Here is a 19,669-nt window from a genome sequence, read left to right as displayed (position 1 = left end):
CGATTTTTACAACAAAATCTGAACTTAAGTCTAATTTCGACATTTCAAAAACTTTATACACTGTAAAAGTGTATTTAGATGAGTAATAGTGTCGTGTTTCTGATCAGGATTTATGATGATTGTTGTCATTCATCTTGTAATAAATGATCGTTATTTTGAAATGTGATAATACTATTCAGCTAAATATAAATCAGTATACTAGAATCTCTTGTATAAAAAGTAGCAATATCAGGAAAGACAATGACTGCACGTATTCAAAAAGGCAAGTTAGCGATTGCTAAAGAACTTTACGATTTCATCGAAAATGAAGCATTACCAGGTTCTGGTTTGGACAGTGATACATACTGGAAAAACTTTGAGCAAGTCGTTGTCGATCTTAGCCCTAAGAACAAAACATTACTCGCAAAGCGTGATGAGCTTCAGGCTAAAATTGATGAATGGCACCGCAATAATACATTTGAATTAGAAGCTTACAAAGCTTTCTTGACTGAAATTGGCTACTTATTACCAGAAGTAGAAGATTTTCAAATTACCACCGAAAATGTTGATGAAGAAATCGCATTATTGGCTGGTCCACAGCTCGTAGTACCTGTACGTAACGCACGTTATTGCTTGAACGCAGCAAACGCACGTTGGGGTTCGTTATATGACGCACTTTACGGTTTTGACGTTATTTCTGAAGAAAATGGCGCAGAAAAAGGTAAAGGCTACAACCCAGTTCGTGGTGAAAAAGTAATTGCATTCGCGAAAAACTTCTTAAATGAAACTTTCCCATTGGCGCAAGGTTCACATGCCGACGCGACTCAATATGCTGTAGAAGCAAACAAACTTGTTGTTCGCCTAAAAGATGGTTCTACAACAACTGTTGCGGATAGCTCTAAATTCGTTGGTTACAATGGCGAAGCTTCTGCACCAACTGAAATCGTACTGAAAAATAACGGCCTGCACGCAATCATCCAGATTGATGCAAACAGCCCAATTGGACAGACAGATGCAGCTGGCGTGAAAGATGTTGTGCTTGAAGCGGCTGTAACGACGATTCAAGACTTGGAAGACTCTGTTGCAGCAGTTGATGCTGAAGAAAAAGTTGAAGGCTACCGTAACTGGTTAGGCTTGATGAAAGGTACGCTTGAAGAGTCTATCGAGAAAAATGGCAAGACCATTACCCGTAAACTAAATGCTGACCGCACCTTCAAAAATGTTGAAGGCGGTGAGACCAAGGTTCATGGCCGTTCATTGATGCTGCTTCGTAACGTGGGTCACTTGATGACAAACCCGGCGATCCTTGTAGATGGCGAAGAAATTTATGAAGGCATCATGGATGCATTGGTCACTCCATTGCTTTCTGTGGCTGATATCCGTGGTGAGAACACGATCAAGAACTCACGTACCGGTTCTATGTATATCGTTAAGCCAAAAATGCACGGTCCAGAAGAAGTAGCATTTGCGGTTGAGCTGTTTGAACGTGCTGAACAAGCGCTTGGCTTACCTGCTAAAACCCTGAAAATCGGTATCATGGATGAAGAGCGTCGTACCTCTGTTAACCTGAAAAACTGTATTGCTCAGGCGAAAGACCGTACCATCTTTATTAACACCGGTTTCATGGATCGTACAGGTGATGAAATCCATACCTTCATGGAAGCAGGTCCATTTGTTCGTAAAGGCGAAATCAAAGGCCAAAAATGGTTCCCAGCTTACGAAAACCGTAACGTCATGGTAGGTCTACAAACAGGTCTACGTGGTAAAGCACAGATTGGTAAAGGCATGTGGCCAAAACCAGACATGCTGTTAGACATGTACAAAACCAAGACTGAACATCCTGAAGCAGGCGCAAGCTGTGCATGGGTTCCGTCTCCAACAGGTGCAGTGATTCACGCGATTCACTACCATCAAATTAATGTAGCAAACCGTCAGCAAGAATTGCTTGCAACTGAAGCATTGCCTTTAGATGATTTGTTAACTCCACCTCTTGCAACTGATACCAACTGGTCTGAAGAAGAGAAACTAAAAGAACTGGAAAATAACTGCCAAGGTATCTTGGGTTATGTCGTTCGTTGGGTTGATCTGGGTGTAGGTTGTTCTAAAGTTCCAGACATCAATGATGTGGGCCTGATGGAAGACCGTGCAACTTTACGTATTTCTTCTCAGCACGTTGCCAACTGGTTACGTCACGGAATTGTAACGCGTGAACAGGTTGAAGAAGTAATGCAGCGCATGGCGAAAATTGTAGATCAACAAAATGCTGATGATCCACTATACACGCCTATGTCTAACGACTTTGCTAATAACATTGCATTCCAAGCTGCATCTGACTTGATCTTCAAAGGTGGCGAGCAACCTTCTGGTTACACAGAGCCACTTTTACACGCAGCGCGTTTAAAGTTAAAAGGTTATACAGGTGATTAATCCTTTAGGATTTGATTTACTGATTGTGTAATACAAACAAATGAGCCTCTTCGGAGGCTTTTTTGTTGCCTGTATTTTGCTTATGGTTTTTTGAAAATTTTGCAGCTGAATAGTTACAGGATGTACTTGCTGCTAGAAAAACATCAAGCTGCGGAGTAGAGTGAAAGTCATATATAAAAAGTAGCGCAAGGACAAATACATGCCAGCATATCAAGATTTGAATCAACAATTTATTGGCGGCAAGTGGTCGGTTGGGACATCTACTAAAACCATTCCAAACTTGAATCCATATCATCAAACTACAATTTTTGAGATGCAGGGCGCCAGCGTGGTAGATGTTGATAGTGCCTATAGTACAGCGCAAAAAGCTTTTGATGAACAATTGATTCAATCCACAAGTCTGCGTCAATACATCATTAAGAACTTAGAGCAAGTCATTCAGCAACGACGCGAAGAAATTATCCAGTGGCTGATTGATGAGTCGGGCAGTACCCGTTTAAAAGCCAATATCGAAGTCGATGCTGCTTTAGGGATTATTCAAGAAGCTGCACAATTTCCCGAGCAAATGACCACGACGCAACTGGAAAGCAAAGATCCGAAAGTCCGTAGTGTTGTTTTGCGTAAACCTTTGGGTGTTATTGCTGTGATCAGTCCGTGGAATTTCCCTTTCCATTTGTCTATGCGTTCAGTGGTTACAGCGATTGCTTGTGGTAATAGTGTAGTGCTCAAACCTGCCAGTGATACGCCAGTCACAGGTGGAACTATACTCGGTAAACTGTTCGAAGAAGCAGACTTGCCTGCAGGCGTACTCAATGTGGTGGCGGGTGCGAGTCGTGAAATTGGTGATTACTTTGTTGAGCATGTAACTCCTAAAATGATTTCATTTACAGGCTCTACAGAAGTTGGACAGCATGTAGGGCAACTGGCCGTTGCGGGTGAGCATTTAAAACGTGTCGCCTTAGAACTCGGTGGCAATGCACCTTTAGTCATTTTGGATGATGCAGATATAGATTTGGCCGTAGAACTAACTGTGATGGGGCGCTTTTTGCATCAAGGTCAAATTTGCATGAGTACCAATCGGGTCATTGTCGATCAGTCTATTTATGCAGCCTATCTTGAAAAATTGTTAGCAAGTGTGTCGCAATTAGTAGTAGGTGATCCGAATAAAAATGACACCTTGATTGGGCCAATTATTAATGCAGAACAGGTGAAAAAGCATCAGCATATTATTCAAAAAGCACAGGCGCAGGGTGCAGAATTGGTTTATGCGGGCGGGGTTACGGGGAACTTAGTTGCACCACATGTTTTTGTGAATGTCGCTGCCGATTCAGAAATTGTACAAAATGAAAGTTTTGGACCTATTTTACCGATTCTCAAAGCAGCAGATACCGCACATGCCTTACAGTTAGCGAACGGTACACGCTATGGTTTATCTGCTGCTGTATGCACTACAAATGTAGAACGCGGTGCAGAATTTGCAGCACAGTTTGATGTTGGAATGACACATATTAATGGTATTACCGTTGCCGATCATGCCAATGCACCGTTTGGTGGTGAGAAAAACTCAGGCTTAGGTCGTTTTAATGGGCGCTGGATATTTGAAGAATTTACCCGCACGCATTGGCTGACATTGCCAGCTTAACGGTAATTATTTGTCCTGCGTTTTGTTTGAGTAAGAAGGAATGCGTGGGTGCGCACTTACTGTTCATGATCAAAACGCATAATATAGTGCGTGTGTCTAATCATCCAATTTGTATATGTGTGCCAATTTTAAACCAATAAGCATAGCGCAATTATCTGCATTAGGTCTGCCTGAAATTCCGTTTGAATATGCTGAAGAAGCGTATCCAAATTCGAGTGTGCCACTATTGTTTAAGTCTGAACAAGGTTTAGAGTGGCGCTCGGTGAATTTTGGCTTGATTCCCAAATGGGCGGAAGACAGAAGTATTGCGCAAAAAACCTATAATTGCCGTAACGAAACTTTATTAGAAAAACCAAGTTTTAGTGAAGCTGCTTATAAGTGTAAATTTGGCGCGATTGTTGTGTCAGAATTTTATGAATCCAAATATATAGACAGTAAACCGCAGCGTTGGGGTGTACGTCGTAAAGATGGACAGGCCTTTTTTATTGCAGCACTGTATGAAATTTGCCGTTTAAAGGATGGGCAAGGCACGGAAGAAATTGTCCGTTCTGCGAGTATGATTACCATGGACGCAATTGATCACGCGATGATGAAGGAATTTCATGAGCCTGGGCCAGTCAAACGTTCTGTTATTGTTATTCCACATGCACGTTTAGATGAATGGCTAAGTTTGAAAACACCGAACATACACAGCTTTGTGCAGGGCTTTCCTGTAGACGAGTTTGAGTGTTCACATGTACCAAAAGCAAAGATCGAAAAAGTAAGCCCCCAGCTCAATTTTTTCGATCTTTAAGTACATCTTGTGCTTATATAGGATAAGAACAGATGTGGAACAATAACGTGATGTTTAGCGTGCTAAATTATTAAAAATATGACGTAAACTTTCCATCATTTTTTCAATTTGTAGTGGAGTTAAACCATCAAATGACTGCTCTAAAACAACGCTAGTCAGATCATTAATTTTGTTGGTCATCTCATTACCTTTTTCAGTAAGCACGACACGAGTGATACGCGCATCATCATCACAAGAATAAGTTTCAACCAAACCTTCATCTTTTAAACGATAAACAATTTTAGTTGTAGTTGACATTTTTGACACCACCATGTCTGACAAATCAGACACACTCGCATGTGCATTTGACCTTAATGCCAATAAAATACGACGGCGAGAATTATCTAAACCATACTTTTTAAGTGCCTGATCGACATTCTGTACATATTGAGCATGTACTTGTGTGACCCAATAATACGGAAATTGTTCAATATCATATTGGTCGGCGGATGGTAGAAATTTTGAATATTTCTTGGACATTGCATATTCCCTGCATTGTTTTAATTGTATTTTTGATATTTCACATTTTATGTGAAAACTCATGTGCTTAGCAAGATGCTTTCAGTGGCTAAAATTTGGTTGAAATCTGACGAAATATGATGAATCTCGATTTAGAAGCTGGCTTTGAAATGGCTATTTTTCCAAGCGCGTAGGCATTTGTTTAAGTTCAATCCATATTCATGTGTCATATCAATTAATCCTATAGAATTGTTTTAGTTTGGATTAGTAGTGAGTTATCTGGTTTTATAAGTTGAATTATCAATTTAACCATCAACTTAGGCTGCATTTTAGTTAAAAAAATACATTTGTACACTTGGCTTTTAGGTAAAAGTGCGGGTTATTGCGTTGAATTTTGCAAAAAAATTATAAGCTTTGGTCTAATCTTTTAACAATAGTTGTTTTTTATCAATATTTTAAGTTTAGATTAAAGTGTGGGTTGGCTTACAGTTGTAATCTATGACTAATGCGTCTAAAAATACATTACAATTCATTTGACATTTTTAATCCATTCTCACGGCTTTTGTTTGGCTGTCATCGCTCTAAAAAAATTAAGAATGTGAAAAATAAAGTAAAAACCATCTTATAGATCGTACTGTTTAGTTTTATTCAAAAAAATTAAAAATTTAATTACAAATGTTCAAGATTGTGCATAATTAAGCTATCTATTGCTAAAAAGGTTACTTTTATGGATCCGTCGCCGTGCGCAGGTCTACTTTATATTTCGATTTCTGCTAACTATCTCGGAGCTATGAACTAATGGAGTTTTTATTAGATCCGGGAATATGGGTTGGTTTAATTACACTTATTATTCTAGAAATCGTATTAGGTATTGATAACCTAGTCTTTATTGCAATTCTTGCAGAAAAATTACCCCCAGAACAGCGTGATAAAGCCCGTGTGATTGGCTTATCTTTAGCGTTGTTTATGCGTTTAGGATTGTTATTTGCAATCTCTTGGTTGGTTACTTTAACCGAACCGTTAATTACCTTATTTGAAAAAACCTTTTCAGGGCGTGACCTCATTCTCTTGGGTGGCGGTTTGTTCCTCGTCTATAAGGCGGTAGGAGAGTTGCATGAGAAGATGGAAGGCAAACCCGAAGTCAAAGTCACGACCAATGTGGTTTATGCAAGTTTTGCCGCAGTTGTAGCACAAATTGTTGTTCTAGATGCAGTTTTCTCTTTAGACTCAGTCATTACCGCAATTGGCATGGTCGACAACATCTATGTGATGATGGTTGCCATGGTGGTTGCAATGTTGGTGATGTTACTTGCATCTAAGCCATTAACTGCTTTTGTGAACCGTCATCCAACAGTGGTGATTTTGTGTTTAAGCTTCTTACTATTAATTGGTATCAGCTTGATTGCAGAAGGTTTTGGCTTCCATATCCCTAAAGGTTATATCTATTCGGGTATTGGTGTTGCGATTGCTATTGAAGCGTTTAACCAATTTGGTCAGCGCAATGTTGCAAAACATGAAGCAAAAATTCCGTTACGTCACCGTACTGCAGATTCAATTTTAAAATTGATGGGGGGGCGAGTTGAAACCAGTAGCCCTGATTTGCATAACGAAGCGCAAGAAGCGTTTGCAGATGAAGAACGCTACATGATTGGTGGTGTCTTGACCTTGGCAGAGCGTTCAGTCGCATCAATTATGACGCCACGTAGCCAAATTTCATGGGTCGATATTGAAGATTCACCTGAACAAATCCGCGAACAGATTCTATCTGTACCACACAGCTTATTCCCAGTGTGTCGTGGTAGTTTAGATAAAGTCATTAGTATTGTACGTGCCAAAGAGTTGTTGGATGTATTGGACGAAGAAGAAGAGCTTAAAGCTTTAATTAAACGTCAGCGTCCAATTTACATTTTTGAAAAAATGAAAGTGATTGATGCGATCAATACGTTACGTACCTCTAAAGGTTCTTTGGTTTTAGTCAGCGATGAGTTTGGTAATGTTCAAGGTTTGATTTCACCGCTTGATGTGTTTGAAGCGATTGCAGGTGAATTCCCTGATGCAGACGAACAGTTAGATTTGGTTAAAACCAATGAAAACGAATGGAAAGCAACAGGTATGCTGGATTTATACCAGCTTGAACTTGAACTGGGTATGATGGATCTGATTGAAGAAGATGCAGGCTACATTAGCGTTGCAGGTTTGATTTTAGATAAAACCCAAGGTGAAGTTCAGGTCGGCACGCAGTTGGATTATCAAGGTGTGCACTTTGAAGTGACAGAACTTGATGGTAACCGTATTAAAACTGTGATGATTCGCTTACGCTAATTACTAAGCTTTGAATTAAATCACTCAAAAAGCTCTACCGAAATGGTGGAGCTTTTTTATGGTGTAATAAAAAGATTGTGATGTTTCATCCTGAAAATGTGTATCAGCGATAAGTCTGGATTTTAAAAGCTGAACATGAAATGTGGCATGGAATAGAAAAAAAGAAACAACCAAACAGGATTACAAATTTGGTTGCTTAAACAGGGAAAAGAAAATGCGAGAAACTAAAACAAATGTTTAATTTGTATGTGACTTCGCCACTAAAAATTAAACTGCCAATTGATTTTCAATCACATTCCATAAATTTCGATGTGACTTTTTAAACATCGCCATATGCCCAATGGCTTTATGCTGATAACGCTTTGGTTTAAGTTCAATCATATTAGTCGATGCATGGGGATAGAGACGGAGTAAATCTTTCACATTGGCTTCGGTGGCAATCTCATCATCCGAACTCCAAATAGCAGTAATCGGGCAACGAATTTCATCGTGATAATGCTGTGAAACTGTTTTGCCTATAGCATTGATGACATAGCCGGGTTTGCTACAAAATTGTGCCCATTGTTGGGCCACATTTTTAGGTAGGTTTTCGCCCATGCCAATTGCATTGGTTGGGCCATAACCATGTGTGATTCTGGCAAGTGGAAAAATAACTTTAAACATCACAGGGGCAAGTAGGCGAGTACGACCTTTTAAACCTTTTGTGTGGCCTGTAGAGCCTGAAACAGCTACGACTTTTGCCACTTTATGATATTCAGGATTAATCCCCAGTAATTGTCCGCCTGCGCTGTGTCCCAATAAAACCACTTGTTCAGCTTGCGTTTTTTGCAGCAAAGTATTTACTGCTGCAGGAATATCTAACTGCCCCCAATCAACAATACTGGCTTCACATTGTTTCAATGGTTCGTGTAACGAATCACCAATACCACGAAAATCAAAACACAGCACAGCATAGCCTTGTTCATTTAGCCATGTGGCAAAAGCGTGATAAAAATTCTTGGTAATGCCTGTCGCGGGACAAATCAAGACGGGTAGACGCTGTGCTTGTGTATATTGATTTGGATAATAACGGGCAGCGAGGGCATAACCATCTGCACATATAATATTTAAGCTTTCAAATGTGCTCATAATGTTTTAAGGATGATGAGAATAAAGTTACTTTACACGAGTTCCAAAAAGAAACTTGTATTTATTCTGACTCTAAAGTCAAGCTTAGTAGTCTGCGAGTGTAGTTAAATAGCCACACGAAAAATAAAAGAGTGTTAAACATGGAAAGTTTATCTTTGGCAGTGCGCCTTGCGATTATTTTCAGTGGAATATTTTTGTGGGTGGGGATGCTTACAGGCGTGTGGAAATATTGGCAAATTCGTGCTTCTGCCCAAGCGCGTGCTCATTATTATGTGGATATCGCACATCGCAGTAGTTTGTTATATGCACCTGCAAGTTTAATTTTAGCGGTCTTGGCTTATTTTTGTATTTGGGATGCCACTGTAATTTTAATTTGTGTGATTCTAAATTTAGTATTTTTTAGCTTTTCTATTCTGAGTTATATCTTGCATGGATTGCTTAAAGATACCACTAATCAATTTAAACAACCGCATCAAATTGCAGCATGGACATTGCCAAGTTGGTGCATGAGTTTGGCGATGCTGTTATTGATTGTGGCTGAATTGGGTGGGACTAGTGTGTTATTGCTTGGCGCAATCTATGGATTGTTGTAATTCTAATTGCTCAGTTTAATTTTTTCTTGGTAGCCCGTAGAAGATTTTGAGATTTTTGCTGTAGATCAGGAATGATGATTAGAATCTACTTTTTGAGTTTGGCGGCAGAGGAGTGATCCATCTGCCGCAAAGTGAAAGCGAAAAAGCTAAAATGAGTGGGTGCTAGGGTAAGATTAATGAACTTCTACGTTTTTATGTTCACGAAACTTTTGGTCAATGGATGTCCAAATCGCAAAGGCTATACATACCAATAAGGCATATAAAAAATAGGTTGGTTTCAAGTTGCCTTGAATTGAGCCTTGGAGCAATAGGGTAAGCATCAGTGCAAAAGTGGTGCTTAAAAAAGTAACTAGATTTTGGTTAGCCTTCAGAGCGTTAATGAAGACTTGCGTATTGAAATGTGAAAACATCTCCATCCCTCCTTGTTATAAATCACTAAAATCAGAGCATTTCAGTCAGATTGGTTTTATTGTTCTACCTTGTTTAGCAAACTATTTCAAGTCCTTATAGTCATATTTTGATAAAAAACATCATTTTCATATGAAATACCACTATTTATTATCATTTATTTACAAAATAATAAAAAGTAGTGTGTTTTTTAAGCCATTTAAATACGATTTCAATCGTACTTGCATATTTTATGCCAGCTAATTTTGAGGGCGACTATACGACTTTAGCGTTAATTTGAGCTCTGCTTAAAATGGGTGAATGATTTATTTTGTTTTAGTTTTTTATTGAAAATATTTTAATTTCATTTGTTTATTTATACCAAATAATTATTTGGGTTGCTATTATCATGACTGATAAATTGCCTTAAAAAGAGGCAGTTTTAGCACAAGAAACAATAAGTGCGGGTTTGGGTAAAACCTGACAATTATTGTCTAACTTAAATTCGTATTTGGATAAAACACGACTTTAATACAATACAGCTCGAAAATAGAGCATGACTTGAAAAAATAGCCGAGCTCGAAGTCCGTACTGGCTATTTTTTCATTCGATCATGAATTGTAGCGAATACAAAAATCAGTAATGCAGGAATCAACCAAGCGAGGTTTTGTTCACTCAGGGGAAAATTGGTCAGTGTGGTTGGCAAGAATCTAGCTAAGTCTGCGGCCTTCATTGCATCAATGATGCCAAAGAGCAATGCAACTACGGCAGTAGGTGCAATCACGCGGGTTGGAATACGGAATAATCCCCAGAAAAAGCTGAGTAGAATGACCACAATTGCAGGTGGATAAATCGCGCTTAAAATAGGCACTGAAACTGCAATGAGTTTGGTGAGTCCAAGATTGGAAATAACAAAGGCAAAGCCCACTAAAATAAATACCCAACGGCGATAATGAATTTTAGTAATTTGCTCAAAATATCCAGCACATGCGCATGTCAGTCCAATTGCCGTAACCATGCAGGCAATAAAAATCATTGCAGCTAAAAATACCGAGCCAAATCCGCCAAAAGCATGTTGCACATAGGCATGTAAAATGACTGCACCATTACTGGCATTGGCGGCAACATCGTGACTGCCCATCCCCAGTTTAAATAGGCTTAGATAAACTAAAGTTAAACCGATCCCTGAAATTAAACTTGCCCATACCGCATAGCGGGTGATGAGTTTTTTATCAGTTACGCCACGTGAACGAATCGCATTAATAATCACAATCCCGAATACCAATGCACCTAAGGTATCCATAGTGAGATAACCGTTAATAAAGCCTTCAGATACAGGACTGTTCACATAATTGTGAATGGCAGGTGAAATTGTACCTGTCGGAATAATAAATGCAGTGATGCCTAAAATTAGTAATGACAGAATTTTAAGCGGGGAAAGTACATAGCCCACTGTATCTAAAATTTTGTGTGGATACAGTGAAACTAACATCACCAAGGCAAAATAGATGGCGCTATAAATGAATAAGGTGCTCGCGGAATCGCCAAAATAGGCAGAGAAACCAATTTCATAAGATACGGTAGCGGTACGTGGTGTGGCGAAAAGCGGGCCAACCGCTAAATAACAGACGACTGTTAAAATTAAGCTCGCGATTTTGCCTAAAGGCGAACTTAAAATTTGTATAGAACCTTCGACACGTGACAACGCCATAATGGTAATCACGGGTAAGCCAACTGCGGTAATGAGAAAACCGAGCGCAGCAAGCCAGACGTGTTCGCCCGCTTGCTGTGCCACGATAGGTGGGAAAATAATATTACCTGCACCAATAAACAGCGCAAAGGTCATAAAACCCAAGGCAATAATATCCCGTGTGCGTAAATTCGTCATGGGAGAGAAATAAGATGTAAACAAAAGAAAGCGATTTTAGTAGATCGAGCTATGATTTTCTAATTTATTTTATAGGTCATATGAATATTTTTTATGATATGTGTTTGTAGGCTATTTTAATCTTCACTATAAAAATTAAATAACTTACTGTTTATCTGATGTATTTTTGAAAAATGCTGATCCCACATAGTATAGATGGCTTATCTAGTATAAGTTTTGGTTGCTATTTTAAATGCGCAGTTCTTAAACAAAACTGTTGGTCGCATGACGATGGATACTTGTTTGGCAGCTTGAGCTGATTTTACAAGCCGAAAGGGTTAATAACTGCTAGTTGAAATCTACCTATTTCTATATTATTATATACAAATGAGTAGATATGTTAGTATTGGCGTTGCAGCTAAAACACTGGGTGTTTCCATCCAAACCCTAAGAAGATGGGATGAGGAAGGCACTTTAGTCGCAGATAGAACCCCAAAAAATCACAGACGTTACGATCTAAGCAAGATCACACCTGAACTTATCCATGATCTATCAATTCAGAACAGCCGAAAAACTATTGCTTATGCAAGAGTATCTAGTCACGATCAAAAGGCTGATCTTGAGCGACAAAAACAAGTTTTGGAAATGTACTGTGCCAAGCAGGGATGGACATTTGAGATTATTAGTGATTTAGGCTCAGGGATGAATTATCACAAAAAAGGGCTTAAGGCTCTTTTGGATGGAATTATTAATAATGAAATTGGTCGATTGGTTTTAACCCACAAAGATCGATTATTACGTTTTGGTGCTGAATTGGTTTTTGCTTTATGTGAAGCTCGGAATGTTGAAATTGTAATTATTAATCAGGGTGAAAATTTGAGTTTTGAGGAGGAACTGTCTCAAGATGTCCTGGAAATTATCACTGTATTTTCAGCACGATTATATGGAAGCCGAAGTAAAAAGAACCAAAAGCTAATACAGGTGGTCAAAGAAGCACTATGAGTCGATTTATACGAGGGCATATCATTGAATTGATGCCCAATAATAAACAAGCAAGCCATTTTGCTCAGGCAAGTGGTGTTGCTCGTTTGTCGTATAATTGGGCTTTAAGAGAGTGGCAGCGACAATACAAGGCTGATAAGGAATATCGAGATCAGTGTGAGTATTATGATGTTGCGGTGAATGAAATGCTTCTTAATAGACCTAAAGAGAGTAAATTAAGAAAGCACCTAAACACTTTTAAATTTGAAAAATATCCTTTCATGAAGAAAGTGACTAAGTGCGCACCACAGTTGGCGATTAAGCAGTTGGGTAGTGCTTTTGATAGATTTTTTAACGGCAAATCAGGATACCCCAAGCCAAGAAAAAAAGGCAAGGATGACCGTTTTTCATTATCAAATGATCAATTTAGCGTAAAGGGTCGGTCTATTAAAATCCCTAATTTGGGTTGGGTGAAAATGACTGAGAATCTGCGCTATAAGGGTAAAATTCTCTCGGCCAAAATATTTAAACAAGGTGGTAAGTGGTTTGTATCAATCGCTGTCGAACTCACCCAGATCGAAAAGCTTAAACCGAAAACAGGTTTAAGTATCGGTGTTGATTTGGGTGTCTCTAATCTTGCCACCCTTTCAAATGGTGAGGTTATTCCTTCTAACGCACCACTTAAAAGACAGCTTGCAAAACTAAGGCGACTCAACAAGTCTTTTAGTCGTAAGAAAAAAGGTAGTCAGAATCGAGAAAAAGCAAAAGCCAAGCTATCTCGCCTGCACTATAAAATTGCCTGTCTACGCAAGAATAATCTTCATCAAGTCACAACGGATTTGGTAACACGTTTTGATGTGATTGCGATTGAAGATTTGAATGTTAAAGGCATGTTGAGGAATCGTAAACTCGCAAGAGCTATATCCGATATGGGTTTTTATGAGTTTAAAAGGCAGTTGATTTATAAAGCCAAACAGCATGGAAAATCGGTACTTTCGGTTGGTCGATTCTTCCCAAGTAGTAAAATGTGTTCGTGCTGTGGTGAATTAAATCAATCTCTCACACTTTCTGCGCGAGAGTGGAAGTGCTTAGTTTGCCAAACCATCCAAAATCGTGATGTTAATGCATCAATTAATATCCTGCGATATGCGGATAAAGATTTAATCACTGCATAAGTGGTGATTAAGGCGGTGAGTTACACCGTGACAGCCTATGGAATTGAGGTAATCCCTAAAGCAAATGTTTTAGGTTCTTGATGGTGAAGTAGGAATTAAACATCAAACCCACATTGAGTAGGTTTGAGTAGGTTTTAAATAACGGCTATAATCTCAGGCTTCAGGTCAGGAGTTCATCATGCGCGCCCTTAAAGTCAGCATTAAATCAGAGCAAGATATTGAGAAATTACGCATTTCGGGGCGTTTGGCTGCTCAGGTGTTGCAGATGATTGGTGAGCATGTCAAACCCGGAGTCACGACAGAATACTTAGATGATTTGTGTCACGATTATATTGTAAATATCTTAAAAGTCATTCCTGCCAATGTGGGCTATCACGGTTATACCAAAACCACCTGTATTTCACCCAATGAAGTGGTCTGTCATGGTATTCCATCATCCAAAACCATTTTAAAAGATGGCGACATTATTAATATTGATGTGGCAGTGATTAAAGATGGTTTTTATGGTGATACCAGTCGTATGTACTATGTGGGTCAGGTGAAACCAGAAGCGAAAAAACTGGTCGATACCACTTATGAGGCGATGCGCGCAGGGATTCATGCGGTGAAACCGGGCGCGACTTTGGGCGATATTGGCTATGCCATTCAAAGTGTGGCGCATCGTGAAGGGTTTAGCATTGTGCGTGAATATTGCGGACATGGTATTGGGCAGGTGTATCACGAACAACCAAGTGTGCTGCATTATGGTCAGCCTGGACAAGGCTTGGTGCTTAAAAAAGGCATGGTATTTACCATTGAGCCAATGGTGAATGCGGGCAAAGCGCGGGTGAAAGAACTGAAAGATGGCTGGACGGTGGTGACGACAGATAAATCACTTTCTGCACAATGGGAACACATGGTTGCTGTGACTGATACAGGCTTTGAAGTGTTATCGCCGTGGCCAGAAGGTACGGGGAGTTATCCTGAAATTTAATGCACGAATGCTTTCAGGTTAAGACTGATAGATAAAACATCTTAGACTTTAGTTTTAAACTATTTGTTAAAAAATGAACAATCGCTATAATTGAAGTCAAAGATACTTGCTGTAGTTTCTTTGTTTTAGCTTTCTTATTTTAGATTGTAGTTTTCAAAGCTTATCTGTCTTAGATAAGCTTTTTTTTTTGCTGTTTCGTATCTGAAATCAAAAGATCCTATGTGCTAACGAATGGTTAGCTTTTCGACCAAATAGTCGATAAATACACGTACAGCAGGTAATAAACCACGGCGTGATGGATAGACGGCATGGAAAATACCATGCGGTGCGTGCCAGTCGGGTAAAACACGAACCAATTCACCCGATGCAACATAATCTTCAACAATCGTGTCAGGCAACAACACAATGCCACAATTTTGTCGTGCCAATTGCGCTAGCATCATTAAATCTGAACCCATGACTGTAGGGTTGACCTTAATTTTTTTCGGTTGCTGTTGTTGATCATGCACAACCATGTATTGATCTAAATGCTCATCCGACATGCTTAAAATTTTATGATGACTTAAATCTTCAGGTTTTTTCAAATCGCCAAATTCATTCAAATAAGCCTGACTGGCAAATAGATGTTGTTCGATGTTGCTGAATTTGCGAATCACCAAACTTGGATCATCATCTAAATTTGAGCGGACACGCAGGGCAATGTCGATCCCTTCGTTGACGATATCGACACGACGGTTGCTGACAATTAGCTGTACTTTAATTTCAGGGTAGGCTTTCAAAAACTCAGGCAAGATTTTGGCAATTTCATTTTGTGCAATTGAAACAGGTAAGCTGACTTTAATTACACCACGCGGTTGAATACTTAGGTGATCGACCAAGTCGTGCGCGGCTTGGGCAGCATTCATCATTACTTGCGCATGCCGATACACATTCATACCAATTTCTGTGACCGCAAAATGACGTGAGCTGCGCTGAATTAAACGCACACCTAAGCGTTCTTCTAGGTTGTGTACGCGTCGGCTAAGTTTGGATTTTGGAATATCGGTGGCGCGTTCTGCTGCACTAAATCCACCATGTTCGACCACTTGGGCAAAACAATAAAAATCATCCAAATCTGTAAGCATGACTAAATTCCATTTATGCAACAATACTTAAATTAAAGTGGCATCGTTGCATGTTGTCAATCTTTAATTGTGCTTTATTGCTGTGCTTTTTTGCAGAATCTCTAAAACTTGTCGGTATTCTTCTAAACGGGCTAAATCACGTGCTGTAGGATTGGGAATCCGCGTTAAATTCATGTTGTCTTGCACATCTGCAATTTTTACAGCACAGGCAAGCGGGTTTTGTGCAGTACGCATAGCCGCTTGAACACGAGTTTCATGCGGCAGTTTGGTGAGAGCCTGAATTGCTTGAATAATATGCGTTTGAAATCCTAAATTTTGCAGGTCTTGTGCTGTGGTGTGGGTATCTTCAAGAATGTCGTGCAGTACAGCGACAATTTGCTGATCGGGCTGTTGTAATTGCAACATTACACGTAAGGGATGCAAAATATAAGGCTGACCGCCTTTATCTAGCTGCCCTGTATGTTGTTGTACTGCAAGTGTAATTGCATTTTCTAGAGTTGCCATAAGTATAATTAAAAAAATTTCTATAATTATAAGCCGTGCTTAGCGCAAAATATAGAAATTGCTTGTTATGATGCAAACAGATTTTATGTTTATCTATTTTACTATTGGTGATGCTGCTCTATGCCATATCAACTCATTGAACTGAATACGCCTGCGACTGAAAATTTGCTTTGCCCACATTGCCAACATGCTGTTATTGATTGGGCAGAAGAACAATATATTCAGCCTTGCGAGCATACTTTGTTTGTCGCAATGGATTTGGGTTTTGAATATGCCTCAGATGTATTTGAACAAAGCATGCCACGCAGTGTCGATGAAATTCATGCACATGATGATCAGTTGGATATGTGGCAAGAACTGACTTCAAGTCGTTATCCGCAATATTTGATTTATAAAACGGATTTAGGCGTGCAAGGTTTATCTCGCTATGTTGGATTTACCGCGGCTTAATTGCACTTAACTTAGAGAGTCTAAGATATAAAAATAGGGAAATTCAAAAGCTGAATTTCCCTATATTTTGATGGATTAGATATTTTTTCTGCGTTTAGCTCTCCATATCTTCTTCTATTTCATCATCGGCACTGTCCATTCCTAATTCTTTGAGTTTTCGCGTCAAAGTATTACGTCCCCAACCCAATAATTCAGCGGCATGACGTTTACGTCCACGGGTTTGTTGCAGTGCAGCATTAATTAAGGTGCGTTCAAACATTGGAATGGCGATATCCAGAAGTTTCATCTCGCCATTTTTTAACTTTTGTACTGCCCATTGCCCAAGTAATTCATCCCAATGCTGCATAGATACCCGATCTGCCACATGAAGCGCAGAATGTTCGGCTAATTTTTCAATTGGAATTTGCTTGAGTTCGGTTGGTAAATCTTCAGGATAGACCTCACGTCCTGTAATCATCACGGTAAGCCAGCGACAAGTGTTTTCCAATTGGCGCACGTTACCTTGCCACGGCAATTGCTGCATATATTCGACTGTTTCAGGACGCAATATTTTTGGACTCACGCCTAATTCTTTGCCTGCACGTGCCAAAAAGTGCTGTGCCAACATTGGAATATCTTCACTGCGATGCGCCAGTTTAGGAATATGAATCCGAATGACGTTCAGGCGATGATATAAGTCTTCACGGAAGCGTCCATCTTGTACCAGTTTTTCCAAATCCTGATGTGTTGCTGCGACAATCCGTACATCCACTTTGACAGCAATATGTCCACCAACCCGATAAAATTCACCATCTGCCAAGACGCGCAATAAGCGGGTTTGGGTTTCAAAAGGCATATCACCAATTTCATCTAAAAACAAGGTGCCGCCGTTGGCTTGTTCAAAGCGTCCCTGACGTTGTGTATTGGCACCTGTAAATGCACCTTTTTCATGTCCAAAAAGTTCGGTTTCAATCAAATCTTTCGGAATGGCTGCCATATTCAGCGCAATAAATAGTTTGCTGCTACGCGGTGAGTGGCGATGCAGTGCATGCGCCACCAACTCTTTGCCTGTACCTGATTCACCATTAATGAGCACAGTAATGTGTGATTGCGATAAACGACCAATCGCACGAAACACTTCCTGCATGGCAGGCGATTCACCAATAATTTCTGTCGATTGAATTGGCTGCACTGTCGATTTTGCAGATTCTTGCTGTTGTAGTTTGGTGATATGCAAAATTGCACGATTGACTAAAGCAAGTGCTTCATCAATATCAAAAGGCTTGGGTAGGTATTCAAATGCACCTGTTTGATAGCTAGATACTGCCGATTCTAAATCGGAGTGCGCAGTCATAATAATCACAGGCAAGTCGGGATAACTGACTTTGACTTTGCCAAGAAAAGTTAAACCATCAATTCCAGGCATGCGAATGTCGGTCAAAATTACATCGGGTGCATCTTGGTTTAACTCATCTAGTGCAGACTGTGCTTCTTCAAAACTGGTGACTTCAAAACCTTCTTCTCTAAAAGTTTTTTCCAGTACCCAGCGCATTGCACGGTCATCATCAATCACCCAAATTTTATTTCGCGACATGACTCGCCTCCCAAGGTAAATATAAGCTAAATATTGTTTTTCCTGGAATGGATTGGCATTCAATCATTCCGTTATGTTGATGCATAATATTTTGTGCGATGCTCAAACCAAGTCCTGTACCGTTTGCGCGTCCAGTCACCAATGGATAAAACACGGATTCTAAAATGTCTTCAGGTACGCCTGGGCCGTTATCTTCAATATCAACACGTACGGTAGAACGATTCAGCACACCATTAATGGTAACCAAGCGTTGAATACGAGTTCTTAAAATCAATTCAGGTCGATGCTCGGTAAAGAAATCGGGATGTTCGGTCATGGCTTGTACTGCATTGGCGCAAATATTCAGCATGACTTGAATCAATTGATCGCGGTCTGCCATGACTTCAGGTAAAGAAAGGTCATAATCACGGATAATATTTATTTTGTTTTTAGTTTGATTGACGATCAGGCTGCGCACCCGTTCTAAAGGTTCGTGAATATTGACCAGTTCATAGCTTGGTAGTTGGCGTGAGCCGAGCATGGTATCGGCCAAGTTTCTTAAACGATCTACCTCGCTAATAATAATGTCGGTAAATTCATCATATTTCGGGTCATTTAAACTTCGTGCTAACAGTTGTGTCGCACCACGAATTCCTGCAAGCGGGTTTTTAATTTCATGTGCCACACCACGAATCAGCTGACGTGCGACTTGATGCTGTTGAATAAAGTTTTCTTCTTTGGAAATTTTGAGCATCCGATCAATCGGATTCAATTCAATCAGCAAAAGAGGATGATAAGGCTTGCCTGCATTTAACTGTGATGCAGTGTAATCGACATGAATATCTTTAAAATTGACATTAATGGTCGCTTCACGGCGGGTGTAGGGTTGACCAGTTTTGATGGTATTCAGGAAAGCCTCTTGCGTATTGAACTCATCATCAGGCATGTGCAGCAAATTTAAAACGGGTTGCCCCGAAGCGCGAATTAAACTGATATCAAACAATGCTTCACAAGACGAGTTTAAATAAAAAATATTCAGGTCACGATCAACCAGTAAAATTGCGGTGCTGAGGTTATCCACCAAAAGACGATAGTCAATGCTCTGGGTCTGATCCATTCGTGAATGCTTCCTGTATGAAATATTGTGCAAGGGCATTGTCATCTGTCAGCCATGTTCCAAATTTGGATCGAATTGAGGCGAATTAAGCAAAATGCACGCCAACTTTTCGTTTTTAGTGCATTTATCACTGAAGAATCGGAAAAATGCGCAGGAA

17 protein-coding genes are annotated in these 19,669 nt (G+C 39.7%); 9 read left to right on the top strand and 8 right to left on the bottom strand.

The genetic code is table 11. From position 1 onward, the window contains the following. The first annotated feature begins 240 nt into the window (after positions 1-240). The 3 genes from FTU09_RS05145 (at position 241) to FTU09_RS05135 (ending at position 4,841) form a co-directional block, all read left to right on the top strand. Positions 241-2,406, top strand: coding sequence for a malate synthase G (locus FTU09_RS05145; RefSeq protein ID WP_096901411.1), 2,166 nt, complete (start codon positions 241-243; stop codon positions 2,404-2,406). Between the two features lie 199 nt (positions 2,407-2,605). After that, positions 2,606-4,048: an aldehyde dehydrogenase family protein gene (locus FTU09_RS05140; protein ID WP_180079681.1), complete on the top strand. Its 1,443-nt coding sequence runs from the start codon at positions 2,606-2,608 to the stop codon at positions 4,046-4,048. Between the two features lie 115 nt (positions 4,049-4,163). Beyond that, positions 4,164-4,841 carry an SOS response-associated peptidase family protein gene (locus tag FTU09_RS05135; protein ID WP_154320789.1) on the top strand — a complete coding sequence of 226 codons (678 nt, stop codon included), beginning with the start codon at positions 4,164-4,166 and terminating at the stop codon, positions 4,839-4,841. Positions 4,842-4,895: 54 nt separating this feature from the next. Here the strand turns inward: FTU09_RS05135 and FTU09_RS05130 are convergent, their stop codons facing one another. Further along, on the bottom strand, positions 4,896-5,360 hold the full coding sequence (locus tag FTU09_RS05130; protein ID WP_180079679.1) for a MarR family winged helix-turn-helix transcriptional regulator: 465 nt from the start codon (positions 5,358-5,360) through the stop codon (positions 4,896-4,898). Positions 5,361-6,137: 777 nt separating this feature from the next. Here FTU09_RS05130 and FTU09_RS05125 point away from each other — a divergent pair. Next, the gene (locus FTU09_RS05125) at positions 6,138-7,661 is read left to right on the top strand and encodes a TerC family protein (RefSeq protein ID WP_004976753.1); all 1,524 of its coding nucleotides are present in this window, start codon (positions 6,138-6,140) and stop codon (positions 7,659-7,661) included. A 267-nt stretch (positions 7,662-7,928) separates the two neighbouring features. Here FTU09_RS05125 and FTU09_RS05120 read toward each other — a convergent pair whose 3' ends face one another. Next, complete coding sequence (locus FTU09_RS05120) at positions 7,929-8,789, bottom strand: alpha/beta fold hydrolase (protein WP_096901415.1); 861 nt, start codon at positions 8,787-8,789, stop codon at positions 7,929-7,931. Positions 8,790-8,929: 140 nt separating this feature from the next. Between FTU09_RS05120 and FTU09_RS05115 the strand changes: the two genes are divergently transcribed. Further along, the gene (locus FTU09_RS05115) at positions 8,930-9,382 is read left to right on the top strand and encodes a hypothetical protein (protein ID WP_004976749.1); all 453 of its coding nucleotides are present in this window, start codon (positions 8,930-8,932) and stop codon (positions 9,380-9,382) included. 173 nt (positions 9,383-9,555) lie between these two features. Here FTU09_RS05115 and FTU09_RS05110 read toward each other — a convergent pair whose 3' ends face one another. Both FTU09_RS05110 and brnQ read right to left on the bottom strand, forming a co-directional pair. Further along, on the bottom strand, positions 9,556-9,792 hold the full coding sequence (locus tag FTU09_RS05110) for a hypothetical protein (protein ID WP_004976747.1): 237 nt from the start codon (positions 9,790-9,792) through the stop codon (positions 9,556-9,558). A 572-nt stretch (positions 9,793-10,364) separates the two neighbouring features. Further along, complete coding sequence (gene brnQ, locus FTU09_RS05105; protein WP_180079677.1) at positions 10,365-11,657, bottom strand: branched-chain amino acid transport system II carrier protein; 1,293 nt, start codon at positions 11,655-11,657, stop codon at positions 10,365-10,367. A 366-nt stretch (positions 11,658-12,023) separates the two neighbouring features. On the opposite strand from brnQ, the gene FTU09_RS05100 reads away from it, so the two are divergent. The 3 genes from FTU09_RS05100 (at position 12,024) to map (ending at position 14,765) form a co-directional block, all read left to right on the top strand. Beyond that, the gene (locus FTU09_RS05100; RefSeq protein WP_004976741.1) at positions 12,024-12,638 is read left to right on the top strand and encodes an IS607 family transposase; all 615 of its coding nucleotides are present in this window, start codon (positions 12,024-12,026) and stop codon (positions 12,636-12,638) included. Next, complete coding sequence (locus FTU09_RS05095; RefSeq protein ID WP_154320786.1) at positions 12,635-13,792, top strand: RNA-guided endonuclease TnpB family protein; 1,158 nt, start codon at positions 12,635-12,637, stop codon at positions 13,790-13,792. The genes FTU09_RS05100 and FTU09_RS05095 overlap by 4 nt, the downstream gene beginning before the upstream one ends. Positions 13,793-13,970: 178 nt before the next feature. After that, on the top strand, positions 13,971-14,765 hold the full coding sequence (gene map / locus FTU09_RS05090; protein ID WP_180079675.1) for a type I methionyl aminopeptidase: 795 nt from the start codon (positions 13,971-13,973) through the stop codon (positions 14,763-14,765). A gap of 224 nt (positions 14,766-14,989) precedes the next feature. On the opposite strand, the gene FTU09_RS05085 is transcribed toward map, so the two are convergent. Then, positions 14,990-15,889: a LysR substrate-binding domain-containing protein gene (locus FTU09_RS05085; RefSeq protein ID WP_004976726.1), complete on the bottom strand. Its 900-nt coding sequence runs from the start codon at positions 15,887-15,889 to the stop codon at positions 14,990-14,992. Positions 15,890-15,952: 63 nt separating this feature from the next. Continuing rightward, complete coding sequence (locus FTU09_RS05080; RefSeq protein WP_136143954.1) at positions 15,953-16,393, bottom strand: HD domain-containing protein; 441 nt, start codon at positions 16,391-16,393, stop codon at positions 15,953-15,955. Positions 16,394-16,513: 120 nt separating this feature from the next. Between FTU09_RS05080 and FTU09_RS05075 the strand changes: the two genes are divergently transcribed. Continuing rightward, on the top strand, positions 16,514-16,843 hold the full coding sequence (locus FTU09_RS05075) for a hypothetical protein (protein WP_004976724.1): 330 nt from the start codon (positions 16,514-16,516) through the stop codon (positions 16,841-16,843). Positions 16,844-16,937: 94 nt separating this feature from the next. Here the strand turns inward: FTU09_RS05075 and glnG are convergent, their stop codons facing one another. Continuing rightward, positions 16,938-18,416, bottom strand: coding sequence for a nitrogen regulation protein NR(I) (gene glnG, locus FTU09_RS05070; RefSeq protein ID WP_180079673.1), 1,479 nt, complete (start codon positions 18,414-18,416; stop codon positions 16,938-16,940). After that, positions 18,403-19,512 carry a nitrogen regulation protein NR(II) gene (glnL, locus tag FTU09_RS05065; protein ID WP_004976718.1) on the bottom strand — a complete coding sequence of 370 codons (1,110 nt, stop codon included), beginning with the start codon at positions 19,510-19,512 and terminating at the stop codon, positions 18,403-18,405. Before glnL ends, glnG begins: the two co-directional genes overlap by 14 nt. Positions 19,513-19,669 lie beyond the last annotated feature (157 nt).

Source organism: Acinetobacter sp. YH12058 (genome assembly GCF_013419805.1).
GTDB lineage: Bacteria > Pseudomonadota > Gammaproteobacteria > Pseudomonadales > Moraxellaceae > Acinetobacter > Acinetobacter towneri.
Note: the sequence above shows the minus strand (reverse complement) of the source record. Positions and strands in the feature narration are given on the sequence as shown.

Excerpts from the sequence above, each read along its gene's own strand:
- FTU09_RS05145 (WP_096901411.1), top strand. The coding sequence starts at position 241 with ATGACTGCACGTATTCAAAAAGGCAAGTTAGCGATTGCTAAAGAACTT.
- FTU09_RS05140 (WP_180079681.1), top strand. The coding sequence starts at position 2,606 with ATGCCAGCATATCAAGATTTGAATCAACAATTTATTGGCGGCAAGTGG.
- FTU09_RS05135 (WP_154320789.1), top strand. The coding sequence starts at position 4,164 with ATGTGTGCCAATTTTAAACCAATAAGCATAGCGCAATTATCTGCATTA.
- FTU09_RS05130 (WP_180079679.1), bottom strand. The coding sequence starts at position 5,360 with ATGTCCAAGAAATATTCAAAATTTCTACCATCCGCCGACCAATATGAT.
- FTU09_RS05125 (WP_004976753.1), top strand. The coding sequence starts at position 6,138 with ATGGAGTTTTTATTAGATCCGGGAATATGGGTTGGTTTAATTACACTT.
- FTU09_RS05120 (WP_096901415.1), bottom strand. The coding sequence starts at position 8,789 with ATGAGCACATTTGAAAGCTTAAATATTATATGTGCAGATGGTTATGCC.
- FTU09_RS05115 (WP_004976749.1), top strand. The coding sequence starts at position 8,930 with ATGGAAAGTTTATCTTTGGCAGTGCGCCTTGCGATTATTTTCAGTGGA.
- FTU09_RS05110 (WP_004976747.1), bottom strand. The coding sequence starts at position 9,792 with ATGTTTTCACATTTCAATACGCAAGTCTTCATTAACGCTCTGAAGGCT.
- brnQ (WP_180079677.1), bottom strand. The coding sequence starts at position 11,657 with ATGACGAATTTACGCACACGGGATATTATTGCCTTGGGTTTTATGACC.
- FTU09_RS05100 (WP_004976741.1), top strand. The coding sequence starts at position 12,024 with ATGAGTAGATATGTTAGTATTGGCGTTGCAGCTAAAACACTGGGTGTT.
- FTU09_RS05095 (WP_154320786.1), top strand. The coding sequence starts at position 12,635 with ATGAGTCGATTTATACGAGGGCATATCATTGAATTGATGCCCAATAAT.
- map (WP_180079675.1), top strand. The coding sequence starts at position 13,971 with ATGCGCGCCCTTAAAGTCAGCATTAAATCAGAGCAAGATATTGAGAAA.
- FTU09_RS05085 (WP_004976726.1), bottom strand. The coding sequence starts at position 15,889 with ATGCTTACAGATTTGGATGATTTTTATTGTTTTGCCCAAGTGGTCGAA.
- FTU09_RS05080 (WP_136143954.1), bottom strand. The coding sequence starts at position 16,393 with ATGGCAACTCTAGAAAATGCAATTACACTTGCAGTACAACAACATACA.
- FTU09_RS05075 (WP_004976724.1), top strand. The coding sequence starts at position 16,514 with ATGCCATATCAACTCATTGAACTGAATACGCCTGCGACTGAAAATTTG.
- glnG (WP_180079673.1), bottom strand. The coding sequence starts at position 18,416 with ATGTCGCGAAATAAAATTTGGGTGATTGATGATGACCGTGCAATGCGC.
- glnL (WP_004976718.1), bottom strand. The coding sequence starts at position 19,512 with ATGGATCAGACCCAGAGCATTGACTATCGTCTTTTGGTGGATAACCTC.